The sequence below is a fragment of the Aeromonas rivipollensis genome (assembly GCF_010974825.1).
Taxonomy (GTDB): Bacteria; Pseudomonadota; Gammaproteobacteria; order Enterobacterales; family Aeromonadaceae; genus Aeromonas; species Aeromonas rivipollensis.
This window is the reverse complement of record NZ_JAAILA010000027.1, coordinates 19,718-39,097: the sequence shown is the minus strand read 5'-3', so window position 1 is coordinate 39,097 and position 19,380 is coordinate 19,718. Positions and strand designations below refer to the sequence as shown.

The window sequence follows — 19,380 nt, the reverse complement described above, 5'->3', positions numbered from 1 at the left end:
GATGGCTGACAAAGTTAATCAATCGACATCGTCATGGCAATAGAGTTTTTCTATCGGTGAATAGATTTGTTTCATTGGTTTTGGGGGACTGACTTATCTAAACTTGAGGCCCGAATACACGTTATAAGCGTCTCGCATGATCCCATTCAATTCACGGTTGCCCAGGCTGGATGAGCTGGTGGAAGAGGTGGCCGTGTCCGTCAACATCAATGGCATCAACCACGCCGTCATGATGGCCACCCCGGATGATCTCGACGACTTCGCCATCGGCTTCCTGTTTGGCGAGGGCATCATAGGGGGCAATCACGATGTGCACGACATCCAGATCACCCCCTCGGAGCACGGCGTCGTGCTCGACATCACCATTGCCAACCGCTGCCTGGCAGCGCTTGGCCAGCGCAAGCGTCGCCTGGCCGGGGCGAGCGGCTGCGGCATCTGCGGGGTGGAGGCCATAGAGCATGCGCTGCCCGAGTTGATCCCGCTGACCCCGGGCGCCCCCTTGGATACCGAGCGTCTGCGGGACTTGCGTCAGCGCATCGCCCCCTGGCAGAGCAAGGCTCGCCAGAGCGGCGCCCTCCATGCCGCCCTGGCGCTGGATGATCGCGGCGAGATCCTGGCCTGCCGGGAAGACATAGGCCGCCACAACGCCCTGGACAAGCTCATCGGCATGCAGCTGCGCCAGCCCACGCAGGCCACCACCCTGGTCATCACCAGCCGCTGCGGCAGCGAACTCATTCACAAGGCGGTGCAATTTGGCGCCGCCCACCTCATCAGCCTTGCTTCTCCCAGCCAGCTCGCGGTGCGACTGGCCCTGAAATACAACCTGACCCTCATTCATGTGCCCAGATCCGATGCCCCGGTCTGCTATGCCAGCCCCCGCGCCCAGGATCAGTTCGGAGACACCCATGTCCAGTCATATTGAGAAACCGGCCAAGGCCGGCGGCTTTTCCTCCCTGCAGTCCACCTTCAAGCAGGTGCTGCAGAGCCAGAAGACCCGGCAGAACATCAAGAACCTGTTGCGGGTCAACCAGACCGACGGCTTCGACTGCCCGGGCTGCGCCTGGGGTGACAACAAGCAGGGGGCCTTCCAGTTCTGCGAGAACGGCGCCAAGGCGGTGGCCTGGGAGTCCACCGGCAAGACGGTGGGGGCGGCCTTCTTTGCCGAGCATTCGGTGCGCCGCCTCTCTGCCCAGAGCGACTACTGGCTCGAATACCAGGGGCGGTTGACCGAGCCCCTGCGCTACAACCCGGCCACGGATCATTACGAGCCGGTAAGCTGGGAGCAGGCCTTTGCCCTCATCGCGGAAAAGCTCAAGAGCCTGGCCAGCCCCGACGAGGTGGAGTTCTACACCTCGGGCCGCGCCAGCAATGAGGCCTCCTACCTCTATCAGCTGTTCGGCCGTCTCTATGGCACCAACAACTTCCCGGACTGCTCCAACATGTGCCACGAGGCGAGCGGCGTTGGGCTCATCCAGTCCGTCGGGGTGGGCAAGGGCACTGTGGTGCTCGATGACTTCGACGCCGCCAAGGCCATCTTCGTCTTTGGCCAGAACCCGGGCACCAACCACCCGCGTATGATGAATGCCCTGCGCAAGGCGGCGCGCCAGGGCTGCCAGATAGTCACCTTCAACAACTTGAAAGAGGTGGCCCTCGAGCGCTTCGCCAGCCCCCAGAGCCCGGCGGAGCTGCTGACTCCGGCGGCCACCCGCATCAGCCACCAGTACCTCACGCCGAAACTCGGCGGTGACATGGCGGCGATTCGCGGCATGGCGAAATACATCCTGGAAGAGGAGGGGGGCCGCATCGATCTCGCCTTCATCGAGCAGCACACGGCGCACTTTGACGACTACCTGGCGCAGGTGAAGGCCACGGAGTGGGCGCAGATCGAGGCGCAATCCGGGCTCAGCCGGGAGGCGATCACTCAGGCGGCGCAGATCTTCGCCCAGAGCGAGAGCGTGATCAGCTGCTGGGCCATGGGGATCACCCAGCACAAGCACTCGGTCGACACCATTCGCGAAATCGTCAACCTGCACCTGATGTGCGGCCAGATTGGCAAGCCGGGGGCGGGGCTGTGCCCGGTGCGCGGCCACAGCAACGTGCAGGGCAACCGCACCATGGGGATCAACGAGAAACCCAACGCCGCCTTTATCGACCGCCTGGAGCGCCGCTTCCCGGTGGGCCTCAAGCGCACGCCGGGGCACAACGTCTACGAGGCGCTCAAGGCCCTGCACGCAGGCAACAGCAAGGTGCTCGTCTGCCTTGGGGGCAACCTGGCGGCTGCGGCGCCGGACACCGACTTCACCTATGAGGCGATGCGCAAGAGCGAGCTCAACGTGCAGATCAGCACCAAGCTCAACCGCAGCCATCTCATGGTCTCCCAGGATGCCCTGATCCTGCCCTGCCTCGGCCGCACCGAGCTCGATCTGCAGCGCAGCGGCATCCAGAAGATCACCGTGGAAGATACCTTCAGCATGGTGCACGCCTCCACCGGCATGAACGAGCCGGTCTCGCCGCTTTGTCTCTCGGAGATCGACATAGTCGCGCGCATGGCCGAGGCGACACTCGGCAGCGAGCGGGTGGACTGGCTGGCCCTGCGGGACGACTACGCCCTGCTGCGCGACCTCATCGCCGAGACCATAGCCGGCTTTGACGACTTCAACCGCCGCATCGAGGAGCCCTGCGGCTTCCACCTGGAGAACGGCGCCGCCCTGCTGCGCTGGAATACCGCGAGCGGGCGCGCCGAATTTCGGGCGAGCCGCTTGCCGGACTCCATCCTGCCCGAGTGCACCAGCCACGCCGAGCAGATGGTGGGCGAGCCCGTGCTGCTGCTCCAGAGCCTGCGCTCCCACGATCAGTACAACACCACCATCTACGGCATGGACGATCGCTACCGCGGCATCAAGGGGCGGCGCAACGTGGTCTTCATGAACGAGGAGGACGCCCGTCGCCTGGGGCTGGCCGAGGAGCAGCAGGTGGACATGACCGCCATCTGCAACGACGGGCGCGAGCGGGTGGTGCGCGGCTTTAGCGTCATCTTCTACGAGATCCCCAGGGGCAACATCGCCGCCTACTACCCGGAGACCAACCCCCTGGTGGCCATCGACAGCATAGGGGAGGGCTCTTTCACCCCCACCTCCAAGTCGGTCCCCGTGCTGGTGACCCCAAGCCAGGCACAGGCCGCCAGCCTCGCCGTCAATCTGTAAGCGTCCGCGTCTCGAACCCCTGCCCAGGCAGGGGTTTTTTCATGCCCGCTCTTCACCAGGACCTCTCGTTTGCCGAAGCTGTACGGCGATTGTATGGCGCACCATCTTGCTGTGGTCGGGGTCGGGGGATGCCGCTATGCTGCGGCCCTCTTCCGGCCCCTGATGCAAGGCGGCCGGCAACCTGAACCCCGACGTGCCTGCCGAGCAGGGTGGCCCAGCGCCGCCGGTTTGCCGTGCGCGATCCTGTGCGGAACCCACACATGCGCAATGCAATCTCCCCCCTGATGGCCGGCCTGGCCTTTATCCTGGCTGCCAGCCCCGCAATGGCGGCGGATCCCGCCAAGGAAGAAGCGCAGACGCGCGGTGACGAGCGAAAGGCAAAGGCGGCCAAGGAGGGCGAGCGTTCCCCCTGGTTGTTCGTGCCACTGCTGAGCTCCAGCCCCAAGCTGGACACGGCGGCGGGCCTGATGATGGGTTACCTGCACCAGTTCGATGAGGGCTCGCGCCCGTCCCTGTTCACCCTGTCCGGCAAGTACACCACCTCGGCGTCCCTGATCACCAGCGCCTTCGCCAAGACGTCGTTCGGGGCGGATCACCACCGCATCGTCGGTGGCGTCATCCTCGGCGACATCAACAACAGCTACCAGGATTACCTCGGCACCGGCCATGCCCTCGAGACCAACGACAACTTCCGCTCCGCCTTCCTGCGCTACCTCTATCGGGTGGAGGGGGACTGGTTCGTCGGCGGCATGGCGGCCTACTCCAACTACGAGGTGCAGGGACAGGATCTGGAGTCGGATCAGATCCTGGACGAGCTGGGGCTGGAGGGATTCACCTCGGGGGGGCTGGGGCTGGTGGTGCAGCACGACTCCCGGGACAGCGACTTCAGCGCGACCAGGGGCTGGTATTTGAACGTCAACAACCTGGCCTACCGGGAAGGGCTGGGGGGAGAGGGGGACTTTGACATCTATCGGGTCGACTATCGGGGCTACTGGAGTCACGGGGATGGCAATGTGCTCGCCTGGCGCAATCGCAACCAGTTCTCCCACAACGCGCCGAGCGGCTCCTATTCCCCCATCTACCTGCGTGGCTACACCCCGGGGGAGTACCTGGGTCAGCACATGTCGGCGGTGGAGGTCGAGGAGCGCTACCAGCTCGCCGAACGCTGGACCCTGACGGCCTTCGCCGGGGTGGCCTGCCTCTACGGCGACGCCGTGAACGGTGAGTCCCTCGACTGTGGCGACAGCGACAACATCTATCCCGCCTGGGGGGCGGGGGTGCAGTACCTGCTCAAGCCGGAGGCGGGCATAGTCGCCAACCTCGAGTATGCGATGGGCAAGGACGACAACGCGGGCATCTACCTCAAGATGGGCTACAGCTTCTGACGCCGGGCCTCAGGCGCCGGCCACCACCACGCAGTTGCGGCCCCTGTGCTTGGCCTGATAGAGCGCCTTGTCCGCCTGCTTGAGCACGGCACCGAGATCGCTGGCATCCCCCGGCCAGTGGGCGACCCCGAGGGAGATGGTGATGCACCCGGCCTGCTCCATCTCGTGGTTCGCCACCGTCTGCCGCAGTCGTTCGGCGATCCGCTGCGCCTGCACCAGGGAGACCCCGGGCAGTAGCAGCAGGAACTCCTCGCCGCCGCTGCGGCACAGGGCGGCATCGGCGCGCAGATCCCGCTGCATCAGGGTCGCCAGGGCGACGATGACGGCGTCCCCGACGTCGTGGCCGAAGCGGTCGTTGATGGCCTTGAAGTGATCGATATCCAGGGCGATAACCGCCAGCGGCCGGGACTGCGCCTGATAGTCGTCCAGCATCTGCTGCATGGCCCGCCGGTTGAAGAGGCCCGTCATGGGGTCTGTGTGACTGTCGGTGTGAAGCTGGTCAATCTTGGTGTTGAGCAGCCCCAGCCCCTTGAGGATGGCCTGCTTGAGCTGGGCCGCCTCGAAGTACCAGGCGCGGATGCTGGAGATGTTGGAGGCCGCCTCCTGCTGATCCATCAGCCTGGCCCTGTTGGCCAGCTGCCGCAGGGGGCGGGAGATGATGGTAGCTGAGAGCCAGATGATGAAGAGGATGAAGAGGGTGACCGGGATCATCCCCTTCAGGATGTCGAGCATCTGCTCATCCAGCCCGGCCAGGGTGGCGCTGCGGGGACGCTGGGCCACCACTCCCCAGCCCGCACCGGCCACGGGGGCGAAGCCCGCCAGCATCTCGGTTCCCCGGGAGTTGAGCACGGCTTGCGCCCCCTGGCGCCCCTGCAACACCTCGTCCACCACCACATTGTCACCTATCTTCTGGCCGATGCGCTTGGGGTTGGGGTGGTAGATCAGCGTCTTCTGCCGGTCGACCACGTAGAGATAGGAGCCATCCTGGTAGTAGTGCTGGCCCAGCAGGCTGGAGAGCACGCTGGCGGATTCCAGGTAGATGGTCCCGGCGACATAGCCGAGGTAGCGCCTGTCCGTCGAGAACACAGGGTAGGAGAGGCTGATGAGGTAGTTGCCCGAAAGGGAGATAAGAGGGTCCGAGATGGTCGGCTGCTGGTTGGCGAGGGTCTGGCGGGCGCTGCGGGAGCTGAGCTTGGCCCCCTTCACCTTCAGGGTCTCGGGGGAGACGGCGACTATGGTGGACTCGGTGTTCACGACGGCCACCGAGTTGAAGGTGTTGGTGCGCTCGCGTAGCTGGGTCACCTCCTGCTCCAGCCCCGCGATGTCGTTGGCCTGCAGCAGCGGCGCCAGCAGGGTGGCGCTGTAGGCAAGCTGCCCCTGGGCCGCATTCAGCATGGCCTCGGCGGAGGCGGCCAGTTTGGTGGCATAGACACGGTTGGCCTCCAGGGTACTGTCGATCAGCAGCTGTCGCTGTGCCTGATGGATGGCGTAGAAGCTGTTGCCGAAGGTGGCCAGCACGCCGAGCACGGCCAGGGCCAGGATGAGGCGATGGAGATCAAACCTCAGCAGCCAGTGAGATAGCATCGGAGAAACGAGTCCTTGTCGGTTGGCGCCGGGCGCCGGAGCCATGGTGCAATTTTACGGGGGCTGGCTGCTCAAAAGCTACCGTTAATGTGGTTCTCGAACGATGCCGCGTCATGTTCCAGCACAGCCCTGATCACCCAGAGTGGTGAGGGCGGGATCACCGAGCTCGGCCACCGTCTGCCAGAAGGGGGCTATGAGGGGGTTATCCCCTCCCGGCGGGCGAATGAGCCCTATGATCCAGCTCGCCTCGGCCTCGGTAAGGGGCAGGGAGATCACGTCAGGGTGCTCTATGGTGGTGGAGGAGGGTACCAGGGTCCAGGCGATGTCCGCGGCGGCGGTGGCGATGCCGGCGGCGAAGTCGTTCACATACTGGATGTCACGAAAACGCAGCCCGCTCTGGGCCAGGTAGTGCACGAACTGATCGTGAAAGGAGGGGGCCTTGTCCCGGCGCAGTATGGCCAGCGGCCTGTCCACCAGATCCGCGAGCCCCTTCACCCCGGCGTAGCTGGCGGGCAGCACGGCAATGAAATGGGCGCGCACCACCGGCAGGCAGTGCCAGCCCTTAGGGGCGGGCAGGCGGCAAAACCCCAGATCCAGCCGGCCCTCGGCGAGCGCCAGCAACTGGTGATGGGTGGAGAGATCGTTGAGCTCGATGCGCACCCCGGGGCGCGCCGCCCGCAGGCGGGCGATGGCCGCGGGCACCAGCAGCTTGGTGGCGACCCCGAAACCGATGCGCAGGGTGCCGCCGTTGCCCGCCAGCACGTCCCGGGCGCTGCGCCCGAGCTGCTCGCTCTGGGCCACCAGGGCGCTGGCGTCCGCATAGAGCGCGCGCCCGAGCAGGGTGAGCCGGGTGCTGCTGGCGTTGCGCTCGAACAGCTCGCCGCCAAATTCCCCCTCCAGCCGCCGGATCTGCTTGCTCAGGGCCGACTGGGTGATGTGCTGGCGCGCCGCCGCCTGACCGAAGTGCAAGACTTCCCCCAGGGTGACGAAGGCCTTCAGATCCCGCAACTCCATCACGACTCCTTCATTCCTGATTGGAATATTGAATGGCAAAAATTGTCATTGGACGGAATTCTAGAACTGTTCGATGCTGATGCCAATTCGTTTTGACCCCCGCCCATGCCCCAAGGGGAGAGGCGGCACCATCCTCAAGCAGCAGGAGACAAGCCAGATGCACCATCCCAAGTTCAACGACTTCCCCGCGGATTTCCTCTGGGGGGCCGCCTCTGCCGCCTACCAGGTGGAAGGGGCCTGGAACGAAGACGGCAAGGGCCCCTCGGTGTGGGATCTCTTCACCAAGTTGCCGGGCAAGACCTTCGAGGGCAGCAACGGGGACGTGGCGGTGGATCACTACCACAGGGTGGAAGAGGACGTGGCGCTGATGGCCGAGATGGGGCTCAAGGCCTATCGCTTCTCGGTGAGCTGGCCGCGCATCTTCCCAAGCGGGCGCGGTGAGGTGAACGAGGCGGGACTCGCCTTCTACGAGCGGCTCATCGACGCCCTGCTGGCCCACGGCATAGAGCCTGTGCTGACCCTCTACCACTGGGACCTGCCCCAGGCCCTGCAGGACGAATACGGCGGCTGGGAAGACAGGCGCATCATCGACGACTTCGAGCACTACTGCGTCACCCTCTATCAGCGCTTCGCCGGCAAGGTGAAGTACTGGGTCTCCCTCAACGAGCAGAACTACAACCTGACCAACGCCTACCAGCTCGGCACCCATCCGCCCGCTGTGCAGGACAGGAAGCGCTTCTTTGCCGCCAACCACATCGCCTTTCTCGCCAACGCCCGTGTCATCAAGGCGTTCCGTCAGCATGTGCCAAACGGCCTCATAGGCCCGAGCTTCGCCTATTCCCCGGCCTATCCGGCCTCCTGCGCCCCGAGCGACATGCTGGCGTTCGAGAATGCCGAGGAGTTCACCAACCTCTGGTGGCTGGATGCCTACTGCTTCGGTCGCTACCCCCAGGCGGCGCTCGCCTACCTGAGAGAAACCGGCGAGGCCCCCGAGATACTGCCGGGGGATCTGGAACTGCTGCGCGAAGGCACCCCCGACTACATAGGCGTCAACTACTACTACACCCTGACCTTCACCGACAATCCCCTCGGCGGCCAGACCATGCAGCGGATCAACACCACGGGGCAGAAGGGCACAACGCCATCGAGCGGTGTGCCGGGTCTCTACAAGACCACCCCCAACCCGCACCTGGAGACCAGCAACTGGGACTGGGCCATAGATCCCACCGGGATGCGCATCGCCCTGCGCCGCCTCTCGTCCCGCTACGGCCTGCCGCTGATGATCACCGAGAACGGCCTCGGCGAGTTCGACAAGCTGACCGCAGATGGCCGGGTGCAGGATGACTACCGCATCGCCTACCTGCACAGCCACCTCAAGGCCTGCCAGGAGGCGATGCAGGACGGGGTCGAGCTCATCGGCTACTGCGCCTGGTCTTTCACCGACATCCTGAGCTGGCTCAACGGCTACCAGAAGCGCTACGGCTTCGTCTATGTGGAGCGCGACGAGCAGGGGGGATCCTTGCGCCGCATCAAGAAGGAGAGCTTCCACTGGTACAGCCAGGTGATCGCCTCCGGTGGCAAGACGCTGTAAAGCGTTGACTTAAGGCGCGGGCGCATGGCGCCGCCCCAATGCAAAGGCCCCCTCGGGGGCCTTTTTCGTGGCTTTTTCATGGCGGCGTGCAAGCCTTGGGCGCCCATCCCGGCCTAGATAAACATGCCCCCCGAGGCCTCGATGCGCTGGGCGGTGATCCAGCGGTTGTCATCGGAGAGCAGGGCGGCGATGACACCGCCGATGTCGTCGGGCTGGCCGACTCTCCCCAGCGCCGTCTGGCTCGCGAGGAAGGCGTTGACCCCCTTGTCGTCGCGCACCACGCCGCCGCCAAAGTCGGTCTCGATGGCACCCGGGGCCACCACGTTGACGGCGATGCCGCGGGGGCCCAGCTCCTTGGCCAGATAGTGGGTCAGCACCTCCACGCCCCCCTTCATGGCGGCATAGGCGGCGTAACCCGGCATGGCGAAGCGGGTGAGGCCGGTGGAGAGATTGATGATGCGCCCGCCATCACGGATAAGCGGCAGCAGCCTCTGGGTCAGGAAGAAGGTCCCCTTGAAGTGGATGTTGAGCAGGGTGTCGAACTGTTCCTCCGTGGTCTGCTCGAAGCTGGCATGAATGCCGATGCCGGCATTGTTGACCAGGTAGTCGAACTGCGGCCGTTGCCACTCCCGGGCGAGCAGTTGCTTCACCTCCTCTGCGAAGGCGGCAAAGGAGGCGCTCACCCCCACATCCAGCGCCAGGGCATGGGCCTGGACCCCGAGCGCCTGGGCCTCGGCCACCACGGCGGCCGCCTCGTCGGCCTGGCTGCGGTAGGTGATGATGAGATCCACCCCCTTGGCCGCGAGGGCGAGGGCGCTGTGTTTGCCAAGGCCACGGCTGGCGCCTGTGATGAGGGCTATGGGTCTGGTCATGGTGTGACTCCTGTGGGTGGCAAGGGCTCGGTGCGAGCCGACCGGATCACTGTATTGTTCCTTTATTGCCGGATAAATAGCGTGATAATGAAATCACTGTTCCGTTTGAAGAGACAATCAGGTCATGGATCAACTGGATGCGATGAGGTTGTTCGTGCGGGTCGCCGAACTCGAGAGTTTTACCCGCTGCGCCGAGCAACTGGGCATCCCCAAGGCGACCCTCTCCGCCGCCATCCGCCGGCTGGAGGAGCGCATGGGCACCCGGCTCTTGCTGCGCACCACGAGACGGGTGCAGCTCACCACGGATGGCCAGCTCTGCTACGCCAGGTGCCGGGATCTGCTGGCGGACATGGAGGAGTTTGACGGCCTGTTTCGCCAGGGGGGCCAGATCTCGGGGCAGTTGCGGGTAGACATGCCGAGCCGGATGGCGCGCCATCTGGTGATCCCGGCGCTGCCCGCCTTCCTGGCGCAGCACCCCGACTTGCAGCTGATGCTGAGCAGCACGGACAGGCGGGTGGATCTGGTGCGCGATGGCTTCGATTGCGTGGTGCGGGTCGGGGCGCTGGAGCCCTCCAGCCTGGTGGCGCGCCCCTTGGGTCACTATCGCCAGATCAACTGCGCCAGCGCCGCCTACCTGGCCCGTTACGGGGTGCCGCAGACCCTGGCGGATCTGGCCGGGCACCGGCTGGTTCATTATGGGTCGGGGCAGGGGCGCAGCGATCCCGGTTTTGAATACCAGCAAGCGGATGGCAGCCGCGCCCTCTTGCCGATGGCGGGGGCCCTGATGGTCAACGACAGCGAGACCTACCTGGCGGCGGCGCTGGCGGGGCTTGGCATCATACAGATGCCGAGGGTAGGGGTGGAGGGGCTGCTCGGGCGCGGCGAGCTGATAAGCCTGCTGCCCCGGTGGCAGGCGCCGCCGCTCCCCATCCACGCCCTCTATGCCCATCGCCGCCAGCTGGCGCCCAGGGTCCAGCTCTTCATCCACTGGCTGGCGGACCTGCTCGCCGGGGCCCTGGCCGGGGAGTCAGAGCCGGCTGCGCCTTGAGCGGTATTCGCTGGGGGAGAGGGCGAACGCCTCCTTGAAGAAGCGGGTGAAGCTGCTCTGGCTGGCAAACCCGAGGCGCCCGCCCACCTCCTGCAGTTGCAGGCCGGGATCCTGCAGCAGCCGGCAGGCCTCCTCCCTTCTGACCTGCTCCAGCAATCCTGAGAAGTGGCACCCCTCCTCGCGCAGGTGGCGGTTGAGGGTCCAGCGGGTCAGCCTGAGGGCCTCGCAGATCCCCGCCAGCAGGGTGGGGGAGTCGACGCTCTCCTGCCAGAGCCGCTGGCGGATGAGCCCGAGCACCCGCTCCCTGTAGTGGCTGCTCGGGCGCAACTGCCGCATCTGGCCGTCGAGCTCCCCCAGCAGCAGGGGTTGCAGGGGGCCGTTGCAGCCCCCGTGGGCGAGATCGAGCAAGGCCGCGGGGAAGCGCAGCTCAAAGCTTTTTCCCCGTTGCAGCCGATCCCCCAGCCAGGCCCCCAGCTCGCGCCACAGCCTGGGCCGCACCGGGGTGGGCAGCACCAGTCGGCCCTGGCCTGGGTGGTAGAACTGCAGCAGGGCATAGAGGTGGCCGAGGTTGGCCAGGCTGCTCATGGCGATCACGTCCGGGTGATCGGACTCCGAATGGTAACTGAGCCTGGCCTGTCCCTCTTCCTCCCGCAGCAGTATCCGGTCGCACTCGCCAATGAGGGGGCGGTAGGCGAGGAAGAAGTGCAGGGCCTGGCGCAGGGTGGCGGCGTTGCAGCAGAGGCTCGCCAGCGGCAGGTAGTCGGCGAAGAGCCCCGAGAGCGAAGGGGGCGACCACTTGTGGGCCATGTCCACATGGGGGGCGACCTGGGTCAGCAGCCGGAAGTGGCGCTGGGCGTCGATCCGCCCCTGGGGGAGCAGCAGCTCTTCTCTGGCAATACCGGCACCTTGCAGGAGCTGGGCCGGATCCCGTCCCTGTCTCTGCCAGTGGTTGAGGCAGTGCAGGGCTATCCGGTTGGAGACTGTCTTCACGGCGAAAATCCTTGTCGGCGGTGGCCCACCATCATCCGCCATTGGCCATGAATTGCCGTGAGCCAGGTTCGGCTTCATGTTTCAGAAATGTAACCAAGGGTAACCCTGCAACCCTTTTCACACTTTTCGATCTTGCTCCCAACCGGCAATTCCCTGCACCCGCAGGGCAAGTGAGGCGGGCCGATTTTGCATAGAGTGGCCACTCCTACACACACATGGAAGATAACAATAATGACATATCCCCCCTTCGCTCTGACCCGCCTCACCCTGAGCATGGGCGTCCTGCTGCTGGCAGGGTGCAATGGCAACGACTCCAGCCCCAAGCCGGAGCAGCCCACCCTGGGGCACCGCACCGTCAGCCTGATCGAGCAGGATGGCCTGCAATTCAAGGATCTCGATGGCAGCGGCGCCCTGACTCCCTATGAAGACTGGCGCCTTGGCGCCGCCGAGCGGGCCCGGGATCTGGTGGGCAGGCTCTCCCTGGCCCAGAAGGCGGGCCTGATGATGCACGGCACCCTGGTGCTGGACGCAGACGGGCGGGTCAACCTCACCGCCATGGACAAGATGCTGCGCGAGGATGGCGTCAATACCTTCATCACCCGCATGGCGGGGGATCCGGCGGCCATTGCCGACGACAACAACCGGCTGCAGGCCCTGCTGGAAGGGGTGGGGCTCGGCATCCCCATGACGGTGAGCACGGATCCCCGCAACCACTTCACCCATGATCCCAACGCCACCAGCATAGGCGCCGGGGCCTTCTCCCAGTGGCCCGAGACCCTGGGGCTCGCCGCCATCGGCGATGCCGCCCTGGTGCAGCGCTTTGGCGACATCGCCCGCCAGGAGTACAGGGCCGTCGGCATTCACGAGGCCCTCTCCCCCCAGGCGGATCTCGCGACCGAGCCGCGCTGGGGCCGCATCAACGGCACCTTCGGTGAAGACAACCTGCTCGCCAAATCCCTGGTCAAGGCCTACATAGAGGGCTTCCAGCAGGGGAGTGACGGCATAGGCAAGGAGAGCGTGGTCACAGTGGTCAAGCACTTCGCCGGGGCCGGCCCCCAGAAAGACGGCCTGGATGCCCACAACCCCTGGGGCAAGGAGCAGGTCTATCCCGGCGGCCAGTTCGCCTATCACCTGGTGCCCTTCGAGGGGGCCTTCGAGGCCAAGGTGGGGGCCGTGATGCCCTATTACGCCCTGCCCGAGGGGCTGACCCATGAAGGTCAGGCCATCGAGGAGGTGGGCTTTGGCTTCAACCGCCAGATCCTCACCGACTTGCTGCGGGGCCACTTCAAGTTCGACGGCGTGGTGCTGAGCGACTGGGGCATAGTCAACGACTGCAACGCCCGCTGCGAGCAGGGGCTGACCCAGGATGAGGTGACGGCGGGGGTCAGCCCCTGGACTGTGCCCTTTGGCATGTCCTGGGGCGTGGAGAAGCTCACCAAGGCCGAGCGCTACGCCAAGGCCATCGACGCCGGGGTGGATCAGTTTGGCGGCGTGGAAGATCCCGCCCCCCTGCTGGCGGCGGTGCAGAGCGGCCTGGTAACCGAGGCGGCGATCACCACCTCGGCCGAGCGGATCCTGGAGCAGAAGTTCGCCCTGGGGCTGTTCGAGAACCCCTATGTGGATACCCAGGCCGCGGTGGCCCTGGTGGGCAAGGCCGAGTTCCAGCAGGCCGCCCAGGCCGCCCAGGCGGCGTCCCATGTGTTGCTGAAAAACGAGGGGGCCCTGTTGCCACTCAAGGCGGACGGCAAGCGGGTCTACCTGCATAACGTCAATGCCGAGGTGGCCGCGGCCAACGGCTATACGGTGGTGACGGATCTGGCCCAGGCCGATCTCGCCATAGTGCGGGTCAATGCACCGGGTGAACAGGATCCCCGCTTCCCGTTCGGCAGCATCCACTTCGGTCAGCTCGGCTTTGCCAGCGCAGATCAGGTGGTGCAGGAGACGGCCCACGAGGGGATCTATCGCGGGGCAGACGAGTACGCCGCCATCCAGGCCGTCGCGCAGGCCGGGGTGCCCATGGTGCTCTCCGTCTATCTGGACAGACCCGCCATCCTGACCGAGGTGGCACCGGCGGCGCAGGTGTTGCTGGCCAACTTCGGGGCCCTGGATCAGGCGCTGTTCGACGTCATCAGCGGCAAGGCCAAGGCCAGCGGCAAGCTGCCCTTCGAGCTGCCCTCCAGCTGGCAGGCGGTGCAAAACCAGCACCCGGACGTGGCGAAGGACTCCGCGAACCCGCTCTACCCCTATGGTGCCGGTCTGGCCTATTGAGGGCGAGCCCGACATCCATGATCACCAAGGCGCCTGCGGGCGCCTTTTCCATTGCCGCCATCGACAATCCCGGTTTGGCGCAAGGGGCTGGCTTGGGCATAATGACGCCCCATCAGGGGTTGCCGCGCCTCGCGACCGCGAGAGGCTCGCGAGGCGAGCGCACCCAGCAAGCGCGCAGAGGAGACAAGATGAAATTTATCGGAGCCCACGTCAGTGCGGCCGGCGGGGTGGAGAACACCATAGCCCGCGCCCAGGCTATCGGGGCCAACGCCTTCGCCCTGTTCACCAAGAACCAGCGCCAGTGGCAGGCGGCGCCACTCTCCGAGGCCAGCATCCGCGCCTTCAAGGCGGCCTGCGACAAGGGGGGCTTTCGCCCCGAGCAGATCCTGCCCCACGACAGCTACCTCATCAACCTGGGTCACCCGGATCCCGACGCCCTCGCCAAGTCCCGGGATGCCTTCCTGGACGAGATCAGGCGCTGCGAGCAGCTCGGGCTCTGCTACCTCAACTTTCACCCCGGCAGCCACCTCAAGCAGATCCCCGAGGCGGCGAGCCTCAAACTGGTGAGCGAGTCCATCAACTGGGCGCTGGAGCGCAGCCAAGGGGTCACGGCGGTAATAGAGAACACCGCCGGCCAGGGCACCAACCTCGGCTGGTCGTTCGAGCACCTGGCCACCCTGATCGAGGGGGTGGAGGACAAGAGCCGGGTCGGGGTCTGCTTCGACACCTGCCACGCCTTCGCCGCCGGTTACGAGCTGCGCACCCCCGAGGGGTGCGCGGCGGTGTTTGCCGACTTTGACCGCATCGTAGGCTTTGAGTACCTCAAGGGGATGCATATCAACGGTGCCAAGTGTACCTTCGGTAGTCGGGTCGATCGTCACCACAGCCTGCGGGAGGGGAACCTGGGGGAAGCCGTGTTCCACCACATCATGAACGATCACCGTTTCGACGGCATTCCGCTGATCCTCGAGACCATAGACGAGACGATCTGGGGCGACGAGATAAGTTGGCTGCGCAGCCTGGCCAGGACCTGAGCCGCAGAGCAGCCTGAGCAGAGACCGGTGCCGCGCCTTCCCTCGCCATAAAGGGGGGGGAAGGGCATTACCCATACGAGGAGACGAGATGCAATCACAGGGAACAGCGCCACTGCTGCGCTGGGGGATAGCCGGGGCGGGAGCCATCGCCCGACGTTTTTGCCGCGACGTCAATCTGTACGCCAGGGGCGGGCGCGTGGTGGCGATCGCCGCCCGGGATCAGGGGCGGGCCGACGAGTTCGCCCGTGAGCTGGGGTTGGGGCTGGCCTATGGCAGCTATCAGGCCCTGGCACAGAGCCCCGAGGTGGAGGCCGTCTATGTGGCGGTGATCCACCCGGAGCATGCCGCCCTGATCAGGCAGATGCTGCTGGCGGGCAAGCACGTGCTGGTGGAGAAACCGGCGGTGACCCGGGTGGCGGATTGGGACGCCCTGGTGGCGCTTGCCCATGAGCGCGGCCTGCTGCTGCTCGAAGCCATGAAGGTGATGTGCTTCCCCGCCATGCGCGCCCTGTTGCAGCGGCTGCCCCTGCTGCCCGCGCCTCGCAGCCTGCGGGCGGCGTTCGGCTCGGCCCCGGCTCCGGTCGGCAAGCTGTTCGATCCTGCCCTCGACGGCGGCGCCGCCTGGGATGTGGGGGTCTATCCGCTCTGGCTCTATGCCGCCTTCTGCGAGCGGCTGGGGCTCGCGACCCAGGCCCCCGAGGTGGCGCTGGACAGGGCGCCCGGGGAGGTGGATCTCGCGGCCCGCTTCAGCTTCGGCGGCCCCTTCTCGGCGGAGCTTGGCGCCTCCATCGTCGAGGATCTCGATCGGGATGCCTGGCTCTCGGGGGAGGCGTGGACCCTGGTCATCGAGGGCAAGTGGTGGAATCCCCAGCACATTCGCTGGCAGGGGGATACGCCGCCTGCCGCCTGGCCGGCGGACATCTACCTGCCGGTACAGGGGGGCGGCATGCAGCACGAGGCGGATCACTTCGCCGATTGCCTGCGCCACCGGCTGCTGGACTCCCCCTGGGTGCCCCACGCCCTGACGCGGCGGGTGCTGGGCTGGGTCGAGGCGGGGCTGCACCGGGGGGGCTGATGGCGCCGCACGCTATCTCGCAAGAGATCCTCCCAACACCTTTCTTGAACAACAGAGGGCGCCACGGCGCCCTCTGTTTTTTGACTGCGGCTCAGGGGGCGGGCAGGGTCTGGGCGCGGCAGAAGGCGAGGAAGCGGCGCAGGGCCGCGGAGTGGAACTTCTGCTTGTGCCAGACGAGGGAGAGCTGGCGGGGGAAGGTCTGGCTCGGGGTGAGCGCCACCAGGCGGCCGCTGTGCAGGCGATCGGAGACAGCGAGGCGGGAGATAAAGGAGATGCCGAGCCCCTTCTCCACCGCCAGCATCACCGCCTCCAGGGTGTTGAGCTCGAGCCCCGCCTGCCAGCGCGGCAGCCTGGGCTGGATCTGCTGCTCGAACTGCTCGCGGCTCCCTGACTGGGGCTCGCGCAGTACCCAGGTCTCGCCTGCGAGCAGGCGAAGGGGCAGCTCCAGCTGCCCGGCCAGGGGGTGCTGGGGCGGGGCTATGATCAGCATCTCGTCTTCGAGCCAGGGCTCGCTCACCAGATCCGGGTGATGGTTTTCCCCCTCGATGAGGGCCAGATCCAGCTCGAAGTGGGCGAGGGAGTGGCACAACAGGTGGGTGTTGGCGATGGTCACCCTGGGGGCGGATCCCAGCTCCTGGGCGCCCCCCGCCAGCAGGCTGGGCAGCAGGTAGTTGCCTATGGTCTGGCTGGCCCCCAGCCGCAGCTGGCCGCTCGGCTCGGCGTCCGGGCCAAACAGCTGCTCTATCTCCTGCATCCGGGTCAGCAGCTCCTCGGCGGCCGGTTGCAGCAGGCGCCCCTCGTTGTTGAGCTGAAGCCTGGGATGCACCCGATCGAACAGCGGGGTGGCGAGCTGGCGCTCCAGCTCCTGCAACGACTGGGAGACGGCCCCCTTGCTGAGGCAGAGCTCGCTGGCCGCGCCCCCCAGGTTGCCGTGGCGGGCTATGGTGGCGAACACCTTGAGTTGTTGCAGGGTCAGCTTCATGTCGTTTGATTTTCCTAAACGCTTAGTTCAATTCATTTAGATATCGTAAACGATAGACCCTCTTTATCCTATGCACATCGTCATCAACAAGAGGGTACCAGTCATGATCGCACGCACCCGTCGCTCCCTTGCCGCCGCCCCGACCCCCATGGCCGGGCTGGCACTGGGGATCGCCAGCCTCGGCTGGTGTTGGGAAAATGCCGGTCAGTTCGATGGCCGCCTGCAACTGCTGGGGGCCGCCATCGCCGCCGTGCTGCTCCTCGTCCTCACCTTCAAGTTCCTGCTGCACCCGCGTCTGCTGTGGCAGGATCTCGCCCACCCCGTGGTGGGCAGCGTGGTGCCCACCTATGCCATGGGGACCATGGTGGTCTCCAAGGCGGTGGGGCTACTGGCCCCGACCCTGGGCCAGGGGCTCTGGCTGTTTGCGGTGATCATTCACCTGGTGTTCCTCGCCACCTTCGTCTGGCACAGGGCCAAGGCGTTTGAAATTCACCACATGGTGCCGAGCTGGTTCGTGCCGCCGGTGGGGATCATAGTGGCCGACGTCGCCTACCCGGGTGGCCCCTTCGCCGCCCTGGCCAATGGCCTGCTCTGGTTCGGCATGGCCTGCTACGGCCTGATGCTGCCGCTGATGCTCTATCGCCTCATCTTCAGCCACGAGGTGCCGGATGCCGCCAAGCCCACCATCGCCATCCTGGCGGCCCCTGCCAGCCTGTCGCTCGCCGGCTACCTCACCGTGAGCCAGGATCCGTCGCTGCTGCTGGTGGCCGTGCTGCTGGGGATAGCCGTGCTGATGACTGGCATCATCTACCTGGCCTTCATCAAGCTGCTGCGTCTGCCGTTCTCGCCGGGCTATGCCGCCTTCACCTTCCCCCTGGTGATCGGCGCCACCGCCCTGTTCAAGGTGGGTCACCTGTTGTCGCAGTGGCCAGAGGCGGCCCACTATGCGGCGCAGATCAACCAGCTGGCCTATCTGGAGCTCGGTGCGGCGACCCTGATCGTCGGTTATGTGGCGCTGCGCTACCTGATGTTCTTTCTGCCCCTCGGTCAGGTCGGCATGCTGGAGCAGCCCCTGCGCCGCTAAGGTCGCAACCCGTCTCTACCAAGAGCAGACCCCGCCTGGCGGGGTCTGTTGCATCCGGGGCTGGTACAAAGCGTGAGCAGCGCCCACGGCCTGGGGATCAGGGGGCGCTGTCAATCCGTGAAAAGGCTCAAATTGTCGCTCATTCAGGCGATATTAAGGTGGTTTTCACTGGTATTACCTGTCAGGATTGCCGTAATTGCCCACTTCTACTGTTTGATAGTACCCATGTCCTCCCAAGATCCCGTGTTTGACTCCGCATTCCAGACCCGTTTGCTGCACCCGCGTTACTGGGTGAGCTGGCTTGCCCTCGGCGTGCTCGGCGTGCTCGCCTATGTGCCGCCCCGTTGGCGCGACAAGCTGGCCGACGCCCTGGCGCCCCTGGTGCTCAAGATCTCGAAAAAGCAGGTCTATATCGCCAGAACCAACCTCGCCATCTGCTTCAAGGAGCAGAGCGAGGCAGAGCGGGACGCCATACTGATGACCTCGATCCGGGTCGGCCTCAAGAGCCTACTGGGGTTTGGCGAGTTCACGGTGCGCAGCCCCGAGTACCTGATGAAGCGCATCCAGGTGAGCGGATGGGAACACATCGAGGCCGAGCAAGCCGCCGGTCGCCCGGTGATCCTGGTGGTGCCCCACAGCTGGCCCATCGATGCGGCGGGCTACTACTTCTCCCAGCGGGGCCTGCCCATGTGCACCATGATGAAGAGCGCCCGCAACCCTGTGTTCGACTGGCACATCAACCGCGAGCGCGCCAAGAATGGCTGCCGCGTCTATGAGCGCAGCGCCGGCATCAAGCCGGTGATCAAGGCGGTGAAATCCGGCCTTAGCTTCTTCTACCTGCCGGATCAGGATCATGGCCGCGAGGCCAGCCTGTTCGTGCCCTTCTTCAAGCATCCCAAGGCGACCCTGCCGGCCCTGCCACGGCTGGTCAAGCTGACCGGTGCCCGCGCCGTGCCTGTCTTGGCCTGCTATGACGAGGCGGCGCACTGCTACCGGCTGGAGATAGAGGCCCCCTTCGCCGACTACCCGAGCGATGATCTGGTGGCCGACACCTGCCGCATGAACGACAGCGTGGAGCGGCAGCTGACCCGTCACCCGGGTCAGTACATGTGGTTCCTCAAGATCTTCGATACCCGCGAGGATCAGGAGGGGGAAGACGGCCTCTACGAAGAGGGGATAAGGCGCATCCGCAAGGGACTCAGCCCTCATTCCTGAACCGCAACTTAATGCGTCTTTATAAGTGGCCCCAT

The 19,380-nt window shown here is 65.6% G+C and carries 15 protein-coding genes; 10 read left to right on the top strand and 5 right to left on the bottom strand.

Features of this window, described 5'->3' with window-relative positions; genetic code table 11:
* Positions 1-136: 136 nt before the first annotated feature.
* From fdhD to G4923_RS16430, 3 genes are all read left to right on the top strand, one after another.
* Positions 137-922, top strand: a complete 786-nt coding sequence (gene fdhD / locus G4923_RS16440; RefSeq protein WP_163137710.1) for a formate dehydrogenase accessory sulfurtransferase FdhD — start codon at positions 137-139, stop codon at positions 920-922.
* Positions 906-3,203, top strand: a complete 2,298-nt coding sequence (locus G4923_RS16435; RefSeq protein WP_163137709.1) for an FdhF/YdeP family oxidoreductase — start codon at positions 906-908, stop codon at positions 3,201-3,203. The genes fdhD and G4923_RS16435 overlap by 17 nt, the downstream gene beginning before the upstream one ends.
* 260 nt (positions 3,204-3,463) lie before the next feature.
* On the top strand, positions 3,464-4,588 hold the full coding sequence (locus G4923_RS16430; protein WP_234678206.1) for a BamA/TamA family outer membrane protein: 1,125 nt from the start codon (positions 3,464-3,466) through the stop codon (positions 4,586-4,588).
* Between the two features lie 9 nt (positions 4,589-4,597).
* On the opposite strand, the gene G4923_RS16425 is transcribed toward G4923_RS16430, so the two are convergent.
* Both G4923_RS16425 and G4923_RS16420 read right to left on the bottom strand, forming a co-directional pair.
* Positions 4,598-6,172, bottom strand: a complete 1,575-nt coding sequence (locus tag G4923_RS16425) for a sensor domain-containing diguanylate cyclase (protein ID WP_163137708.1) — start codon at positions 6,170-6,172, stop codon at positions 4,598-4,600.
* Positions 6,173-6,283: 111 nt separating this feature from the next.
* Positions 6,284-7,186 (bottom strand): LysR family transcriptional regulator, encoded by a 903-nt coding sequence (locus G4923_RS16420; RefSeq protein WP_163137707.1) that lies wholly within the window; start codon positions 7,184-7,186, stop codon positions 6,284-6,286.
* 157 nt (positions 7,187-7,343) lie between these two features.
* On the opposite strand from G4923_RS16420, the gene G4923_RS16415 reads away from it, so the two are divergent.
* The gene (locus tag G4923_RS16415) at positions 7,344-8,777 is read left to right on the top strand and encodes a glycoside hydrolase family 1 protein (protein WP_163137706.1); all 1,434 of its coding nucleotides are present in this window, start codon (positions 7,344-7,346) and stop codon (positions 8,775-8,777) included.
* A gap of 113 nt (positions 8,778-8,890) precedes the next feature.
* Here G4923_RS16415 and G4923_RS16410 read toward each other — a convergent pair whose 3' ends face one another.
* Positions 8,891-9,649, bottom strand: a complete 759-nt coding sequence (locus G4923_RS16410) for an SDR family NAD(P)-dependent oxidoreductase (RefSeq protein WP_111913709.1) — start codon at positions 9,647-9,649, stop codon at positions 8,891-8,893.
* 124 nt (positions 9,650-9,773) lie between these two features.
* Here G4923_RS16410 and G4923_RS16405 point away from each other — a divergent pair, with 124 nt between their 5' ends.
* Entirely contained in the window at positions 9,774-10,697 is a 924-nt protein-coding gene (locus G4923_RS16405) for a LysR family transcriptional regulator (RefSeq protein ID WP_163137705.1), read from the top strand.
* Here G4923_RS16405 and G4923_RS16400 read toward each other — a convergent pair.
* A complete protein-coding gene (locus G4923_RS16400; RefSeq protein ID WP_163137704.1) occupies positions 10,677-11,687 on the bottom strand; it encodes a helix-turn-helix domain-containing protein in 1,011 nt (336 codons plus the stop codon). The genes G4923_RS16405 and G4923_RS16400 overlap by 21 nt on opposite strands.
* A 231-nt stretch (positions 11,688-11,918) precedes the next feature.
* Here G4923_RS16400 and G4923_RS16395 point away from each other — a divergent pair, with 231 nt between their 5' ends.
* From G4923_RS16395 to G4923_RS16385, 3 genes are all read left to right on the top strand, one after another.
* A complete protein-coding gene (locus G4923_RS16395) occupies positions 11,919-13,955 on the top strand; it encodes a glycoside hydrolase family 3 protein (protein ID WP_163137703.1) in 2,037 nt (678 codons plus the stop codon).
* Between the two features lie 188 nt (positions 13,956-14,143).
* Complete coding sequence (gene nfo / locus G4923_RS16390) at positions 14,144-14,989, top strand: deoxyribonuclease IV (protein ID WP_163137702.1); 846 nt, start codon at positions 14,144-14,146, stop codon at positions 14,987-14,989.
* Between the two features lie 88 nt (positions 14,990-15,077).
* Complete coding sequence (locus G4923_RS16385; protein WP_163137701.1) at positions 15,078-16,064, top strand: Gfo/Idh/MocA family protein; 987 nt, start codon at positions 15,078-15,080, stop codon at positions 16,062-16,064.
* 91 nt (positions 16,065-16,155) lie between these two features.
* On the opposite strand, the gene G4923_RS16380 is transcribed toward G4923_RS16385, so the two are convergent.
* Positions 16,156-17,046 (bottom strand): LysR substrate-binding domain-containing protein, encoded by an 891-nt coding sequence (locus tag G4923_RS16380; protein ID WP_106886883.1) that lies wholly within the window; start codon positions 17,044-17,046, stop codon positions 16,156-16,158.
* Between the two features lie 103 nt (positions 17,047-17,149).
* Between G4923_RS16380 and G4923_RS16375 the strand changes: the two genes are divergently transcribed.
* Positions 17,150-18,130, top strand: coding sequence for a TDT family transporter (locus G4923_RS16375; protein ID WP_163137700.1), 981 nt, complete (start codon positions 17,150-17,152; stop codon positions 18,128-18,130).
* A 225-nt stretch (positions 18,131-18,355) separates the two neighbouring features.
* The gene (gene lpxM / locus G4923_RS16370; RefSeq protein ID WP_139746321.1) at positions 18,356-19,345 is read left to right on the top strand and encodes a lauroyl-Kdo(2)-lipid IV(A) myristoyltransferase; all 990 of its coding nucleotides are present in this window, start codon (positions 18,356-18,358) and stop codon (positions 19,343-19,345) included.
* Positions 19,346-19,380: the final 35 nt, after the last annotated feature.